This window comes from Kosakonia sp. (assembly GCF_032104925.1).
In the GTDB taxonomy this organism is placed as follows: Bacteria; Pseudomonadota; Gammaproteobacteria; order Enterobacterales; family Enterobacteriaceae; genus Kosakonia.
The window spans coordinates 57,134-70,528 of the sequence record NZ_DAMCGF010000012.1 but is presented as its reverse complement, the minus strand read 5'-3'; the positions used below and the strand labels follow the sequence as shown (position 1 = coordinate 70,528).

The 13,395-nt window shown below is 53.2% G+C and carries 19 protein-coding genes; 7 read left to right on the top strand and 12 right to left on the bottom strand.

Going from position 1 to position 13,395, the window contains the following annotated elements:
* Window position 1: 1 nt before the first annotated feature.
* The 11 genes from npr to RT644_RS19785 all read right to left on the bottom strand — a co-directional run bounded on the left by npr (window position 2) and on the right by RT644_RS19785 (window position 7,924).
* Window positions 2-274 (bottom strand): PTS phosphocarrier protein NPr, encoded by a 273-nt coding sequence (gene npr / locus RT644_RS19835; RefSeq protein ID WP_007369893.1) that lies wholly within the window; start codon window positions 272-274, stop codon window positions 2-4.
* Window positions 271-1,125, bottom strand: a complete 855-nt coding sequence (gene rapZ / locus RT644_RS19830) for an RNase adapter RapZ (RefSeq protein WP_020455446.1) — start codon at window positions 1,123-1,125, stop codon at window positions 271-273. Before rapZ ends, npr begins: the two co-directional genes overlap by 4 nt.
* Window positions 1,126-1,170: 45 nt before the next feature.
* The gene (gene ptsN / locus RT644_RS19825; RefSeq protein ID WP_017457319.1) at window positions 1,171-1,662 is read right to left on the bottom strand and encodes a PTS IIA-like nitrogen regulatory protein PtsN; all 492 of its coding nucleotides are present in this window, start codon (window positions 1,660-1,662) and stop codon (window positions 1,171-1,173) included.
* A gap of 81 nt (window positions 1,663-1,743) precedes the next feature.
* Entirely contained in the window at window positions 1,744-2,031 is a 288-nt protein-coding gene (gene hpf / locus RT644_RS19820; protein ID WP_020455445.1) for a ribosome hibernation promoting factor, read from the bottom strand.
* Window positions 2,032-2,053: 22 nt separating this feature from the next.
* Window positions 2,054-3,487 (bottom strand): RNA polymerase factor sigma-54, encoded by a 1,434-nt coding sequence (gene rpoN, locus RT644_RS19815; protein WP_313627779.1) that lies wholly within the window; start codon window positions 3,485-3,487, stop codon window positions 2,054-2,056.
* A 48-nt stretch (window positions 3,488-3,535) separates the two neighbouring features.
* The gene (gene lptB / locus RT644_RS19810; protein ID WP_017457322.1) at window positions 3,536-4,261 is read right to left on the bottom strand and encodes an LPS export ABC transporter ATP-binding protein; all 726 of its coding nucleotides are present in this window, start codon (window positions 4,259-4,261) and stop codon (window positions 3,536-3,538) included.
* Between the two features lie 6 nt (window positions 4,262-4,267).
* On the bottom strand, window positions 4,268-4,828 hold the full coding sequence (gene lptA / locus RT644_RS19805) for a lipopolysaccharide ABC transporter substrate-binding protein LptA (protein ID WP_017457323.1): 561 nt from the start codon (window positions 4,826-4,828) through the stop codon (window positions 4,268-4,270).
* Window positions 4,797-5,372 (bottom strand): LPS export ABC transporter periplasmic protein LptC, encoded by a 576-nt coding sequence (lptC, locus tag RT644_RS19800; protein ID WP_020455443.1) that lies wholly within the window; start codon window positions 5,370-5,372, stop codon window positions 4,797-4,799. The genes lptA and lptC overlap by 32 nt, the downstream gene beginning before the upstream one ends.
* A complete protein-coding gene (gene kdsC / locus RT644_RS19795; RefSeq protein WP_020455442.1) occupies window positions 5,369-5,935 on the bottom strand; it encodes a 3-deoxy-manno-octulosonate-8-phosphatase KdsC in 567 nt (188 codons plus the stop codon). The genes lptC and kdsC overlap by 4 nt, the downstream gene beginning before the upstream one ends.
* Window positions 5,936-5,949: 14 nt before the next feature.
* Window positions 5,950-6,936: an arabinose-5-phosphate isomerase KdsD gene (kdsD, locus tag RT644_RS19790; protein ID WP_045512674.1), complete on the bottom strand. Its 987-nt coding sequence runs from the start codon at window positions 6,934-6,936 to the stop codon at window positions 5,950-5,952.
* A gap of 13 nt (window positions 6,937-6,949) precedes the next feature.
* Window positions 6,950-7,924, bottom strand: coding sequence for a calcium/sodium antiporter (locus tag RT644_RS19785; RefSeq protein ID WP_313627776.1), 975 nt, complete (start codon window positions 7,922-7,924; stop codon window positions 6,950-6,952).
* A 229-nt stretch (window positions 7,925-8,153) separates the two neighbouring features.
* Here RT644_RS19785 and mlaF point away from each other — a divergent pair, with 229 nt between their 5' ends.
* The 7 genes from mlaF (at window position 8,154) to murA (ending at window position 12,950) form a co-directional block, all read left to right on the top strand.
* Complete coding sequence (gene mlaF / locus RT644_RS19780; protein WP_313627774.1) at window positions 8,154-8,966, top strand: phospholipid ABC transporter ATP-binding protein MlaF; 813 nt, start codon at window positions 8,154-8,156, stop codon at window positions 8,964-8,966.
* Window positions 8,967-8,973: 7 nt separating this feature from the next.
* A complete protein-coding gene (gene mlaE / locus RT644_RS19775; RefSeq protein WP_020455439.1) occupies window positions 8,974-9,756 on the top strand; it encodes a lipid asymmetry maintenance ABC transporter permease subunit MlaE in 783 nt (260 codons plus the stop codon).
* A 4-nt stretch (window positions 9,757-9,760) separates the two neighbouring features.
* Window positions 9,761-10,312, top strand: a complete 552-nt coding sequence (gene mlaD / locus RT644_RS19770; protein WP_020455438.1) for an outer membrane lipid asymmetry maintenance protein MlaD — start codon at window positions 9,761-9,763, stop codon at window positions 10,310-10,312.
* A gap of 16 nt (window positions 10,313-10,328) precedes the next feature.
* Window positions 10,329-10,967 carry a phospholipid-binding protein MlaC gene (mlaC, locus tag RT644_RS19765; RefSeq protein ID WP_020455437.1) on the top strand — a complete coding sequence of 213 codons (639 nt, stop codon included), beginning with the start codon at window positions 10,329-10,331 and terminating at the stop codon, window positions 10,965-10,967.
* A complete protein-coding gene (gene mlaB, locus RT644_RS19760; RefSeq protein ID WP_045512665.1) occupies window positions 10,964-11,257 on the top strand; it encodes a lipid asymmetry maintenance protein MlaB in 294 nt (97 codons plus the stop codon). The genes mlaC and mlaB overlap by 4 nt, the downstream gene beginning before the upstream one ends.
* A 126-nt stretch (window positions 11,258-11,383) precedes the next feature.
* Complete coding sequence (gene ibaG, locus RT644_RS19755) at window positions 11,384-11,638, top strand: BolA family iron metabolism protein IbaG (RefSeq protein ID WP_017457333.1); 255 nt, start codon at window positions 11,384-11,386, stop codon at window positions 11,636-11,638.
* A 52-nt stretch (window positions 11,639-11,690) separates the two neighbouring features.
* Window positions 11,691-12,950 carry a UDP-N-acetylglucosamine 1-carboxyvinyltransferase gene (murA, locus tag RT644_RS19750; protein ID WP_020455435.1) on the top strand — a complete coding sequence of 420 codons (1,260 nt, stop codon included), beginning with the start codon at window positions 11,691-11,693 and terminating at the stop codon, window positions 12,948-12,950.
* Window positions 12,951-13,044: 94 nt separating this feature from the next.
* Here murA and sfsB read toward each other — a convergent pair whose 3' ends face one another.
* A complete protein-coding gene (gene sfsB / locus RT644_RS19745) occupies window positions 13,045-13,320 on the bottom strand; it encodes a DNA-binding transcriptional regulator SfsB (protein ID WP_020455434.1) in 276 nt (91 codons plus the stop codon).
* Window positions 13,321-13,395: the final 75 nt, after the last annotated feature.

Genomic DNA, 13,395 nt, shown 5'->3' with positions numbered 1-13,395 from the left:
ATTAATCTTCATCAAACCCGGCGTTAAACAGCGCAATCACCGCCGCCAGCGCTTCTTCTTCCTGCGGGCCGCTGGCCTCCACTTCAATTTGCCGGCCTTTCGCAGAATCCAGCATCAGCAGCGCAATCACGCTGCTGGCTTCTGCTTCGGTGCCTTCATCATTGCGCAGCAGCACTTCCGCATCGAAGCCCTGTACCAGTTCAAACAGTTTCATGGCCGGGCGCGCATGCATTCCCAGCTTATTGGTGATCTCAACGGTTTGTTTTACGGTCATGTTTTGCGTTTTTCCAGCGTACGGTGACGGGATTGAACGTTCTTACCGCGCGAGCGGAAATAATCCGCCAGTTGTTCGGCGACATAGACGGAGCGGTGTTTACCACCGGTACAACCGATGGCCACGGTCAGATAACTACGGTTGTTGGTCTCCAGCATCGGTAGCCACAACTCGAGATAACTGCGCGTCTGGTAGATAAAATTGTGCACTTCCGTATGTCTGTCGAGGAACGCCGCGACGGGTTTGTCAAGACCAGTCATCGGGCGCAATTTAGGATCCCAGTGCGGGTTCGGCAGGAAACGCACGTCAAACACGTAATCCGCATCAATAGGAATACCATGCTTGAAACCGAAGGATTCAAAAACCATGGTCAGCTCGCGTTCACGCTTACCTAACAGGCGCGTACGCAGCATTTCTGCCAGCTCATGCACCGACATTTCCGAGGTGTCGACAATCAGATCCGCTCGTGAACGCAGCGGTTCCAGTAAGTTGCTCTCTTCGTCAATCGCGCTTTCAAGCGACAGATTTTTGCTGGAGAGCGGATGCAGACGACGCGTATCACTGTAACGGCGGATCAGCGTGTTGCGATCGGCATCGAGAAACAATAATTGCGGTGAAAAGGCATCCGGCAGATTGCTCATCGCCTGTTCAAAAACTTCCGGTGACTCCGGCATATTTCGCACATCGATACTGACGGCAGCAGAAGTCTGACGCTCTGCAAGTGTCTGCGCCAGTTCCGGCAGTAGCACGACCGGCAGGTTGTCGACGCAATAAAAACCCATATCTTCCAGGGCGCGCAGAGCGACGGATTTCCCTGAACCCGAACGACCACTGACGATCATCAGGACCATGAACCATTTCTCCTCAGTACGACTGATAAAAAGGTTTCCTTCCCGTTACGCATCGTCGCTTTCACCTTCCGTCTGCGTGATGATTTGATACAGCTCTTCATCACTTTGCGCGCTGCGCAGGCGCCGACAGATAGTTTTGTCCGCCAGCCTTTTGGCGACCAGCGAGAGCGTATGCAGATGCGTTTTGGTTTGATCCGCTGGCACCAACAGGGCAAACAGCAGATCGACAGGCTGATTATCGATAGCGTCGAAGGCAATGGGCGTTTCGAGTTGCACAAAAACGCCAACGGCGCGAAGCGTGTCTTCTTCAAGCTTACCGTGCGGAATGGCGATACCGTTTCCAATGCCGGTGCTGCCCATTTTCTCGCGCGTAAGGATAGCTTCAAAGACGACTTGTGGCGGTAAGCCTAACTGTTTTGCCGCCAGTTCACTGATGATTTCCAGAGCGCGTTTTTTACTCTGGCAGTGAACGCCGCTACGGGTACATTCCTGGTTAAGGACATTGCTCAATTGAAGAGCGGAATCGTTATTCATCATAATTTCACCTGAGCGACGCCAGAGCCAGTCACCCTACCGGGTTACGGTAGGGTGCAACGCGCCAGACGGACGCTCGGACAATTAGTGCTGTTTCAGTTTATCTTTATGCTTCGTGAGCTGCCGCGCCAGTTTATCTATCAAACCGTCGATAGCAGCGTACATATCCTGCCCTTCCGCGCTGGCATGCAACTCGCCGCCATTGACATGGAGCGTCGCATCCGAGGTGTGAGTCACTTTCTCCACTTTCAACACAATATAGACCTGATTAATCCTTTCGAAATACTGTTCAAGCTTGGCGAATTTATTGGTCACAAATTCACGCAGAGCATCAGTGATCTCGACGTTTTGTCCTGTGATGTTAAGCTGCATAGTGTCTTCCTTATCGGTTGGGTCAAACCAGCTGTTTACGCTGATTTGACGGCGGAATGGATAAAGATTCTCGATACTTCGCAACGGTACGCCGCGCCACCATAATTCCCTGATCGGAAAGCAGGGTCGTCAGCTTACTGTCGCTCAGCGGTTTTGCAGGGTTTTCTGCGGCGATCAATTTCTTCACCAGCGCGCGAATAGCGGTAGAGGAGGCTTCGCCACCACCTTCGGTATTGACGTGGCTGGAGAAGAAATACTTCAGCTCGAAAATGCCGCGAGGACTGTGCAGGTACTTCTGGGTCGTTACACGAGAAATCGTCGACTCGTGCATCTCGACGGCCTGGGCGATATCGGCCAGCACCATCGGTTTCATAAATTCTTCGCCTTGTTCAAAGAAGGCTTGCTGCTGCTCAACAATGCAGCGGCTAACGCGCAACAGCGTATCGTTGCGGCTCTCGAGGCTTTTGATCAACCACTTCGCTTCCTGCAAATTGCTGCGGATGAACTGGTTATCGGCATCGTTACGTGCGCCGCCGCCCATCGAGGCATAATGCTGGTTGATTTGCAGACGTGGAATGCTGTCGGAGTTCAGCTCCACCGTCCAGCGACCGTTATGTTTACGTACCAGAACATCCGGAATCACATATTCCGGTTCGCTGGTCTGGATCGACTGACCAGGGCGCGGATCCAGAGACTGGATCAGATTTACCGCCTCTTTCAGCACCTCTTCTTTAAGCCGCGTCACGCGCATCAGGGTGCGGAAATCGTGGTTGGCGAGCAGATCCAGATGATCGCTAATGATAAGCCGGGCTTCTTCGCACCACGGTGTCTCTTTGGTGAATTGCGAGAGCTGGATCAGCAGGCAATCGCGCAGATCCCGCGCGGCAACGCCAACGGGATCGAAGCGCTGAATGCGTTTAAGCACCGCCTCGACCTCATCAAGCCCCACTTCATCATTGCCCATGCTCTCCAGCACTTCTTCCAGCGAAACGGTGAGATAGCCTGTTTCGTCAACGGCATCGACAATAGAGGTTGCGATAGCACGATCGGTGTCAGAGAAGGGGGTCAGACCTACCTGCCACATCAGATAATCCTGCAATGACTGCGTGGTTTCGCCCTGATAGATAGGCAATTCGTCGTCGATGTAGTCGTGGCTACTGCCGGAAGGGGTACCTGCGGTGTAAATTTCATCCCAGCTGGCATCCAGCGGCAGCTCATCCGGCATCTCTTTTTGTTCGAGAGCGTCAACGGTATCCAGACCGTCATTTTCCTGAACCTGCTGGCTATCGACTTCCTCATGAAGGTCAGTTTGTTCCAGCAATGGGTTACTCTCCAGCGCTTGCTGAAGTTCCTGCTGAAGTTCCAACGTGGACAACTGCAGCAGACGGATGGCCTGTTGCAGTTGTGGCGTCATGGCTAGCTGTTGGCTGAGCCTTAGTTGCAAACCTTGCTTCATATTCAGAGCAGCACTCTCCGACAAAAAACGTCAATAAACCCTACCCTATCAGAGTCTGAAGTCTTCCCCAAGATACACGCGCTTAACGTGTTCGTCTTCAAGGATTTGCTGCGGTGTTCCATGCGCAATGAGATGCCCCTGACTGACGATATAAGCACGCTCACACACAGCCAGCGTTTCACGAACGTTATGGTCAGTAATCAGCACGCCCAGGCCGCTGTCACGCAGGTGCTCAATAATACGTTTAATATCGATAACCGAGATTGGGTCAACGCCGGCAAACGGTTCATCCAGCAGGATAAATTTCGGATTCGCCGCCAGCGCGCGGGCAATTTCCACACGGCGACGTTCACCGCCGGAGAGCGATTGACCCATGTTGTCGCGCAGATGTTCAATGTGAAACTCTTCCATCAACTCATTGGCGCGATCTTCGCGTTGCTCTGAGGTCAGGTCATCGCGGATTTGCAGGACGGCCATCAGGTTGTCGTAGACGCTCAGGCGGCGAAAAATCGAGGCTTCCTGCGGCAGGTAACCAATACCGCGGCGCGCACGCGCATGCAGCGGCAGCAGACTGATATCTTCATCATCAATAATGATGTTACCCGCGTCACGCGACACAATGCCCACCACCATATAAAAGGTGGTGGTTTTCCCTGCGCCGTTAGGGCCAAGCAGCCCGACGATTTCGCCAGAGTTGACGGTCAGACTGACATCCTCAACTACGCGGCGGCCTTTATAAGCCTTGGCGAGATTCTTTGCAGTTAATGTTGCCATAACGAATTAGTTACTCTTTTTTTGCGCCGGAGCCGGGGTTTGTTTGTTGCTCTTATCCTGTAATTGCGACGGAACCAGAACGGTGGTGACGCGTTTGCCTTTGTCGCTGAACGCCTGCATTTTCTGCTCTTTCACCAGATAGGTGATTTTGTCACCGGTGATATTGCTATCCAGCTGTTCCAGATAGGCGTTACCGGTCAGCACAACGAAATCTTTTTCCAGTTCGTAATGCATCTGCGAGGAGTGGCCCTTAACGGGTTTGCCATTGTCCTGCATTTGGTAAAACGTCGCCGGGTTGCCGTAACCGTCAATGATCTCTTTACCTTGCTGACCACCCGGACGGGTAACGACCACTTTGTCGGCATTAATTTTAATCGTCCCCTGGGTTACCACGACGTTGCCGGTGAAGGTCACGACATTACCCTGCATATCCAGCGACTGCTGATCGGAGTCGATATGGATAGGTTGATCGGTATCCCCGGTCACGGCGAGCGCCGGAAGCGCGGCGGCCAAAAGCGTGGTGGCCAATACAAGATTAAGGCTGCGTTTGTTTGTTTTGAATTTCATAGGAGCTTCTAACCTTTTCAATCAGCTCGGCGTTTTTGCTGCGTAAATTGCCGCGCATTTTCAGGCCGGTGGAATTAAATGTTGTACCGTACAACGTGACCTGATCATTCGAGGTAACATCCTGCGTTACCAGATTAATCTGGGCGTTATCCGTGGTGATTTTTCGCAGCTGGGCGTCCGCCGTCAGCGCATTGACTTCAACATGTCCATAAAGATAAAGCATTTTGTCATCGGTCAGCTTCGCTTTGTCTGACTTTATCGACCAGGTTGGAACCTTATTCTCGTCGAATGTTGTCAGTACGGGCTGCGCGAACCAACTCACACCTTCAGCAGAAAAGTATTCCACGTTCTGCGCGATAAGCCGGTAGTTAAGCGCCCCTTCCGGGCTATAAACCACCGTATCTGTATGTTGGCTTTTATAAGTCGGGTCGGCATTGTTGGTGGCGACCGGATTCGCATCATCCTGAGCAGTCAGGTTGATCCCAATCAGGACCAGTGCGGCCAGCGCCAGCAGAATGATGACCCAACGTCTGGTTTTACTCATATCGATTGCCCTTTGGCCTCATCCAGCTTGCCCTGCGCCAGCAACAACAAATCACAGACTTCACGAACTGCGCCCCGGCCGCCATTAATGCGCGTAACGTAATCCACGCGCGAAAGCAGCAGCGGATGAGCATCGGCAACGGCAACGCTCAGGCCAATTTCCGCCATCACTGGCCAGTCGATCAGATCATCACCCACATAAGCAACCTGCTCTGGGGTAAGCGACAGCTTTGCCAGCAGCTCGCGGTAAGCGAGCAGTTTATCCGACTGACCTTGATACAAGTGCTTAATCTTTAGCGTTTCGCAGCGATCTTCCACTAGTTTAGCTTTTCGCCCGGTAATTATGGCAACCTCAATGTCGGAAGTGAGCGCACAACGGATCCCGTAGCCATCGCGCACATTAAATGCTTTCAGCTCTTCTCCGTTGTTGCCCATATAGATGAGCCCATCGGATAACACGCCGTCTACATCCAGAATCAACAGGCGTATTTTTTCCGCTTTCGCCATAACTTGCGTGCTTACCGGCCCATAACAGGTCGCAAGCGACGCGCCAGCATTACTCATTCTTATGTCCTTCTTTACACTACGCCAGCGCGCAGTAAATCGTGCATATGTAACACACCCAGCAACTGGTCGCCATCGGCCACCAACACGGAGGTAATGTGCCGGGATTGCATCAGATTCAGCGCATCCACTGCCAGCGTGTTGGGACGTACCCGAACACCGCCGGGCGTCATGACGTCGGCAATGCCCATGCTGCGGACATCGCCGCCCATATCGAACACGCGGCGTAAATCGCCGTCGGTAAAGATGCCTTCAATTTTCATCAAATCATCGCAGATAACCGTCATGCCCAGGTTTTTACGCGTGATCTCAAGCAGTGCATCGCGCAGGCTGGCGTTTTTGCTGACATGGGGGATTTCGTCACCGGTGTGCATGATGTCATTGACGCGCAGCAACAGTTTGCGACCGAGTGCGCCGCCGGGATGCGATAAGGCGAAATCTTCCGCCGTAAAACCGCGCGCTTTCAGCAACGCGACCGCCAGCGCGTCACCCATTACCAGCGCCGCCGTGGTGCTGGACGTGGGTGCCAGACCCAATGGGCAGGCTTCTTTCGGAACCTTCACGCATAAATGAATATCTGCGGCGCGCGCCATGCTGCTTTCGGGTCGGCTGGTCATGCAAATCAGCGATACTTTTAATCGCTTCAGCACCGGGATCAAAGCGAGGATCTCGTTTGACTCTCCTGAGTTTGACAGCGCAATGACCACATCTTGCGGGCTGACCATTCCCAGATCGCCATGGGCCGCTTCGCCCGGATGCACAAAGAAAGAGGGGGTTCCGGTGCTGGCAAATGTGGCCGCCATTTTTCTACCGATATGGCCGGATTTGCCCATTCCCATTACCACCACTTTTCCGGCGCAATAGAACATTTTTTCGCACGCCTGCGTGAAGTCGGCGTTGATGTATTGATCCAGCTCTGCGAGGCCTTCACGTTCAATTTCCAGGACTTCTTTACCTGCTTGTTGAAAGTCAAAACCCGGCTGCAAATCTATTTGCGACATAATGCGTATCCGATTATCCAGTCAAAAGCGGCGACAGCCAGTAGAGCAGCGCCAGCCATACGATAAACCCGCCGAACAACAGTGCGCCGACGCCTCTGCTGATTTGCTTACGTCGCCAGCAAATCAGGGCAAAAAGGGCACTGACCAGCAACATCACGCCATAATCACGCGTAAAGGCCATCGGGTTAAAGTCGCCCGGCGCAATCAACGCGGGCAAACCCAGCACGATAGCAATGTTAAAAATGTTTGAACCAATAATATTGCCAATGGCGATATCGTCTTCACCTTTGCGCGCACCGGCAATCGCTGTCGCCAGTTCAGGCAGGCCAGTACCGATAGCAATAACCGTCAGGCCAATAGTCAGCTCGCTTATAGCAAAGTAGTTCGCTACCACGGTTGCGTTATCCACCACCATACGTGTTGCCATCGGCATGATAATTAACGCTACGCCCAGCCAGAGGAACGCGACTGAAAGGCTGCCGTCTCGCGGTAGCTCCGCCAATTGCTCTCGGGTGAGACTGTCGTTGCCCTGGCGCTCGGCTAGGCGGGCAATTTTAACAATGAACACCAGCCATAGCACGGCTAATAACAGTAAAATAATGCCGTCAAAGCGGCTGAGGTGCCCATTGTACAACACCACGCCCGCCAGCAGACTGGCTACCAAGGTTAACGGTAATTCGCGGCGCAGAATATCGGAATGTACGGTAAAAGGGTGTAAAAGCGCGGCGACGCCGAGGATCAACAAGATATTCGTGATGTTAGAGCCGATCGCGGTGCCGATAGCCAGATCCAACTGACCATGCAGCGATGCGGCGACGGAGGTGATTATCTCGGGCAGCGAGGTACCGATGCTTACAACGGTCATGCCGATGATTAAAGGCGGTACGCCGAATGTGCGGCAAAGGATCGAAGCAGCGAACACCAGACGATCGGCACTGTAGACCACTAAGAGTAAACCAATTATCAATAGCGCCGTCGCTAAAAGCATCTAACGTCCTTTCTTCAGGTATAATCCGCCGGCTCGCAGGCTGCCATGCCGGGTAAAACCGGGTGTTCCGCGTAGCGTAATGATTCCTAATTTTGACTTTATGCGGCTCAAAAGTAAAACAAATGCCAGCTTTCGCTAACCTCAGCAGGTAATATTCTGTAAAAATGTTGGGTTCGTGATGTTATCAAGCGTCATGCTTGTGGCCGACGAGGCTTATAAGGAAGAGGAAATGAGCCAGACTGTGGCGAATTTGGTCGATGTTCGTGGCGTCAGCTTCTCCCGCAGCAGCCGCCCAATCTTTGACAATATTTCACTGACGGTACCGCGCGGTAAGATCACCGCCATTATGGGACCTTCAGGGATCGGCAAAACGACGCTCTTGCGTCTGATCGGTGGGCAAATTCCGCCTGACAGCGGTGAGATTTTATTCGATGGCGAAAACGTGCCAGAGATGACCCGTTCGCGTCTGTTCACCGTGCGCAAAAGAATGAGCATGCTGTTTCAGTCTGGCGCGTTGTTTACCGATATGAACGTTTTTGACAACGTTGCCTATCCTTTGCGGGAGCACACTCTGCTGCCCGAGCCGTTGCTGCGAAGCACGGTGATGATGAAGCTGGAAGCAGTAGGGCTGCGCGGTGCGGCGGACTTAATGCCATCAGAACTCTCAGGCGGTATGGCGCGCCGCGCCGCGCTGGCGCGAGCAATTGCGCTGGAGCCGGACCTGATCATGTTTGATGAACCCTTTGTGGGTCAGGACCCTATTACGATGGGCGTGCTGGTGAAGTTGATCTCCGAGCTGAATAGCGCGCTGGGCGTCACCTGTATTGTTGTTTCCCACGATGTTCCTGAAGTGCTGAGTATTGCTGATTACGCCTATATTGTGGCTGACAGGAAAATTGTCGCCCACGGAAGTGCGCAAGGGCTGCAAGAGAACAGCGATCCGCGCGTGCGTCAGTTCCTGGATGGTATTGCCGATGGCCCGGTTCCGTTCCGCTACCCTGCGGGTGATTATCAGACCGATTTATTAGAAACAGGGAGTTAAGACGCTCATGCTGCTAAATACACTGGCATCGCTTGGGCACCGCGGGATCAAAACGATCGCAACGTTCGGGCGCGCCGGTTTGATGCTTTTTAATGCGGTGGTGGGTAAACCCGAATTCCGCAAACATGCGCCGCTGCTGGTTCGCCAGCTCTATAATGTCGGCGTACTGTCGATGCTCATTATTATTGTTTCCGGCGTGTTTATTGGCATGGTGCTCGGTCTGCAGGGATACCTGGTATTGACCACCTACAGCGCCGAAACCAGTCTTGGCATGCTGGTGGCGCTGTCGCTGCTGCGTGAGTTGGGGCCGGTTGTCGCCGCGCTGTTATTCGCTGGCCGTGCGGGCTCTGCGTTGACGGCTGAGATTGGCTTGATGCGCGCGACCGAGCAGCTTTCCAGTCTCGAAATGATGGCGGTTGATCCGCTGCGGCGCGTCATTTCGCCGCGATTTTGGGCGGGAGTCATCTCGCTACCGCTGTTGACCATTATCTTTGTCGCTGTCGGTATTTGGGGCGGTTCGCTGGTTGGCGTTAACTGGAAAGGTATCGATACGGGCTTTTTCTGGACCGCGATGCAAAACGCCGTCGAATGGCGGATGGATCTGGTTAACTGTCTGATTAAAAGCGTGGTGTTTGCCATCACCGTAACCTGGATTGCGCTGTTCAACGGTTACGATGCAATCCCGACTTCCGCCGGGATTAGCCGGGCGACAACACGTACCGTTGTGCACTCCTCGCTGGCCGTACTCGGTCTTGATTTTGTGCTCACCGCACTGATGTTTGGGAATTGAGTTCATGCAAACGAAAAAAAGTGAAATTTGGGTAGGCGTTTTTCTCCTGCTGGCGCTGCTGGCGGCGCTCTTTATCTGCCTGAAAGCGGCGGATGTCGCCTCCATGCGTACCGAGCCGACTTACCGTATCTATGCCACCTTTGACAACATTGGCGGTCTGAAAACACATTCGCCGGTAAGAATTGGCGGTGTGGTGGTCGGGCGCGTTGCTGATATCTCTCTTGATCCCAAAACCTATCTGCCGCGTGTCGCGCTGGATATTGAAGAACGTTACAACCAGATCCCGGATACCAGTTCACTGGCGATCCGCACTTCCGGGTTGTTAGGTGAGCAATATCTGGCGCTGAACGTTGGTTTTGACGATCCTGAAATGGGAACTTCTATGCTTAAAGAAGGAAGCACCATTCAGGACACCAAGTCCGCCATTGTGCTTGAGGACCTTATCGGACAATTCCTTTACAACAGTAAAGGCGGTGACAATAAGAATTCAGGCGATGCGGCAGCCCACGATGCAGGGAATACTCAAGCCGCACCGTCTGCTGGCCAGACGAATTAATGAGGAGAATTGACGCATGTTTAAACGTCTATTAATGGTTGCCCTGCTGGTAATTGCGCCGCTGGGGGCCGCGATGGCGGCCGATCAAGCTAACCCCTACGCCGCAATGAAAGACGCGGCACAGAAAACCTTTGATCGCCTCAAAAATGAGCAGCCGAAAATCCGTGCGAACCCGGATTACCTGCGCGATGTAGTGGATCAGGAACTGCTGCCTTATGTGCAGGTGAAATACGCCGGTGCGTTGGTGCTGGGCCGTTATTACAAAGAAGCGACCCCGGCGCAGCGTGAAGCCTATTTCGCTGCCTTTCGCGAATACCTGAAACAGGCTTACGGCCAGGCGCTGGCGATGTACCACGGTCAAACCTATCAGATTGCCCCGGAGCAGCCGCTGGGCGATGCGACGATTGTGCCGATCCGCGTGACTATCATCGATCCGAATGGTCGTCCGCCGGTGCGTCTGGATTTCCAGTGGCGTAAAAACACGCAGAGCGGCAACTGGCAGGCTTACGACATGATTGCCGAAGGGGTGAGCATGATCACGACCAAACAGAACGAATGGAGCGATCTGCTGCGTACCAAAGGTATCGACGGTTTAACCGCCGAGCTGCAATCTATTTCCCGCCAGAAAATTACCCTGGACGAGAAAAAGCAATGACAGCCAGTCTAAGCTGGTCACGCGAGGGAGAGTGCCTGAAACTGGTTGGTGAACTGGATCAGGATCTCTTAAACCCGCTGTGGGATGCGCGCGTGGAGGCGATGAACGGGGTAACCTGCATCGACTTACATGGCGTGTCACGCGTTGATACTGCTGGTGTCGCGCTGCTGGTTCATCTGGTGGCGCAGGGCAAAAAACAGGGCAGCAATGTTGTGCTTGCCGGGGTGAGTGAGAATGTTTCAACCCTCGCTGCGCTCTATAATTTGCCGCAGGATGTATTGCCTCACTAATTTTTTCAATGCGTTACTACTTAAAGCCCCATCCTTTATATTGATGGGGCTTTTTGCTTGTTTAAGCCGACGCCACTTTCCTCTAAGATGTGTGACTGTTTTCACTATTAGATGATATTTACACCCATGGAAAATCATGAAATTCAGACGGTGCTGATGAACGCACTCTCTCTCCAGGAAGCCCACGTCACTGGCGATGGCAGTCACTTTCAGGTTGTCGCTGTGGGTGAGATTTTTGACGGCATGAGCCGGGTCAAGAAACAACAGACCATTTATGGCCCGCTGATGGAATACATCGCAGACAACCGTATCCATGCCCTGTCGATCAAGGCTTACACTCCGGCGGAGTGGGCGCGGGATCGCAAACTTAACGGCTTTTGAGCGCAGGGGATAAACCTACTGCGCGTGTGAATTCTTAACAGAGATCAGATGAATGGATAAGTTTCGTGTACAGGGGCCGACGCGTCTCCAGGGCGAAGTGACAATTTCAGGCGCGAAAAACGCCGCGCTGCCGATTCTTTTTGCCGCGTTGCTGGCGGAAGAACCGGTTGAAATCCGTAACGTTCCGAAACTGAAAGATATCGATACCACCATGAAGCTGCTCAGCCAGTTGGGCACCAAGGTGGAACGCAATGGATCCGTATGGATCGATGCGGGTGACGTCAATGTTTTCTGCGCACCTTACGAGCTGGTGAAAACCATGCGCGCATCTATTTGGGCGCTGGGGCCGTTGGTTGCGCGTTTCGGTCAGGGGCAGGTATCTCTGCCTGGCGGTTGCGCGATTGGCGCGCGTCCGGTGGATCTGCACATTAGCGGTCTGGAACAACTGGGCGCGGAGATCAAGCTGGAAGAGGGCTACGTCAAAGCTTCCGTTAACGGGCGTCTGAAAGGCGCGCATATCGTGATGGATAAAGTAAGCGTTGGCGCGACAGTAACCATTATGTCTGCTGCGACGCTGGCGGAAGGCACGACCATTATCGAAAACGCCGCCCGTGAGCCGGAAATTGTTGATACGGCAAACTTCCTCAATACCCTCGGTGCAAAAATCACCGGTATGGGAACCGATCGCATCACCATCGAAGGGGTGAAACGTCTGGGCGGTGGTGTTTATCGCGTCCTGCCTGATCGTATCGAAACCGGGACTTTCCTGGTCGCGGCAGCGATCTCTGGCGGTAAAATTGTTTGCCGTAACGCTCAGCCGGATACGCTGGATGCGGTGCTGGCTAAGCTACGCGATGCTGGTGCGGATATTGAGGTTGGCGAAGACTGGATTAGCCTTGATATGCATGGTAAGCGTCCGAAAGCAGTGAATGTGCGCACAGCTCCGCATCCGGGGTTCCCGACCGATATGCAGGCGCAATTTACGCTGCTGAACCTGGTGGCTGAAGGTACGGGCGTTATCACCGAGACTATCTTCGAAAACCGTTTCATGCATATTCCTGAACTGATCCGTATGGGAGCTCACGCGGAAATCGAAAGCAACACAGCGATTTGCCACGGCGTAGAAAAGCTCTCCGGTGCGCAGGTCATGGCAACCGATTTACGCGCTTCTGCAAGCCTTGTGCTGGCGGGTTGTATTGCGGAAGGAACCACCATTGTTGATCGTATCTATCATATCGATCGTGGCTACGAGCGTATTGAAGATAAACTCAGTGCGCTTGGCGCGAACATTGAGCGCGTCAAAGGCGAATAAGCCTGTCTGCTGAACTGTAAGAAGGGAGCCTCGGCTCCCTTTTTTTCTATCGCCTGTTCTGGCAAGCAAGGGGAGGTGCTACTTGCATGACCGCTTATTTTTCCTCCTTTTTTTTCCTGATCAGCTTCGTCTTATCAATAAATTCGTGGGTGACGGGATCATGGTAACGTGACGGCCAGATAACCCAGGGATCGGTATCCAGCGCACGAGCAATAATCAATTCCCCTTTTGGCCAGGAGCGGGTCAGGGCATTAGCGAGGGTCGATGAGCTTAACCCGTTTTTACGGGATTCTGCAGCCAGCGATGTTCCTTTCTTACGCAGTCCGGCAATGATATCAGCCTGGTGCCAGTCCATTAATTTTGTTTCCATAACATCTCCCTGATAGAAAATAGGTGTCAATTATTTACGCCAACAACGCTACTTACTATACGCATACGGGAGCGT

What these genes read in the sequence shown, in the direction of transcription:
- lptA (WP_017457323.1), bottom strand. Translation starts at nt 4,828, where the DNA reads ATGAAATTCAAAACAAACAAACGCAGCCTTAATCTTGTATTGGCCACC.
- kdsC (WP_020455442.1), bottom strand. Translation starts at nt 5,935, where the DNA reads ATGAGTAATGCTGGCGCGTCGCTTGCGACCTGTTATGGGCCGGTAAGC.
- mlaF (WP_313627774.1), top strand. Translation starts at nt 8,154, where the DNA reads ATGAGCCAGACTGTGGCGAATTTGGTCGATGTTCGTGGCGTCAGCTTC.
- kdsD (WP_045512674.1), bottom strand. Translation starts at nt 6,936, where the DNA reads ATGTCGCAAATAGATTTGCAGCCGGGTTTTGACTTTCAACAAGCAGGT.
- RT644_RS19785 (WP_313627776.1), bottom strand. Translation starts at nt 7,924, where the DNA reads ATGCTTTTAGCGACGGCGCTATTGATAATTGGTTTACTCTTAGTGGTC.
- sfsB (WP_020455434.1), bottom strand. Translation starts at nt 13,320, where the DNA reads ATGGAAACAAAATTAATGGACTGGCACCAGGCTGATATCATTGCCGGA.
- hpf (WP_020455445.1), bottom strand. Translation starts at nt 2,031, where the DNA reads ATGCAGCTTAACATCACAGGACAAAACGTCGAGATCACTGATGCTCTG.
- ptsN (WP_017457319.1), bottom strand. Translation starts at nt 1,662, where the DNA reads ATGATGAATAACGATTCCGCTCTTCAATTGAGCAATGTCCTTAACCAG.
- rpoN (WP_313627779.1), bottom strand. Translation starts at nt 3,487, where the DNA reads ATGAAGCAAGGTTTGCAACTAAGGCTCAGCCAACAGCTAGCCATGACG.
- npr (WP_007369893.1), bottom strand. Translation starts at nt 274, where the DNA reads ATGACCGTAAAACAAACCGTTGAGATCACCAATAAGCTGGGAATGCAT.
- mlaB (WP_045512665.1), top strand. Translation starts at nt 10,964, where the DNA reads ATGACAGCCAGTCTAAGCTGGTCACGCGAGGGAGAGTGCCTGAAACTG.
- mlaD (WP_020455438.1), top strand. Translation starts at nt 9,761, where the DNA reads ATGCAAACGAAAAAAAGTGAAATTTGGGTAGGCGTTTTTCTCCTGCTG.
- rapZ (WP_020455446.1), bottom strand. Translation starts at nt 1,125, where the DNA reads ATGGTCCTGATGATCGTCAGTGGTCGTTCGGGTTCAGGGAAATCCGTC.
- mlaC (WP_020455437.1), top strand. Translation starts at nt 10,329, where the DNA reads ATGTTTAAACGTCTATTAATGGTTGCCCTGCTGGTAATTGCGCCGCTG.
- murA (WP_020455435.1), top strand. Translation starts at nt 11,691, where the DNA reads ATGGATAAGTTTCGTGTACAGGGGCCGACGCGTCTCCAGGGCGAAGTG.
- mlaE (WP_020455439.1), top strand. Translation starts at nt 8,974, where the DNA reads ATGCTGCTAAATACACTGGCATCGCTTGGGCACCGCGGGATCAAAACG.
- lptB (WP_017457322.1), bottom strand. Translation starts at nt 4,261, where the DNA reads ATGGCAACATTAACTGCAAAGAATCTCGCCAAGGCTTATAAAGGCCGC.
- ibaG (WP_017457333.1), top strand. Translation starts at nt 11,384, where the DNA reads ATGGAAAATCATGAAATTCAGACGGTGCTGATGAACGCACTCTCTCTC.
- lptC (WP_020455443.1), bottom strand. Translation starts at nt 5,372, where the DNA reads ATGAGTAAAACCAGACGTTGGGTCATCATTCTGCTGGCGCTGGCCGCA.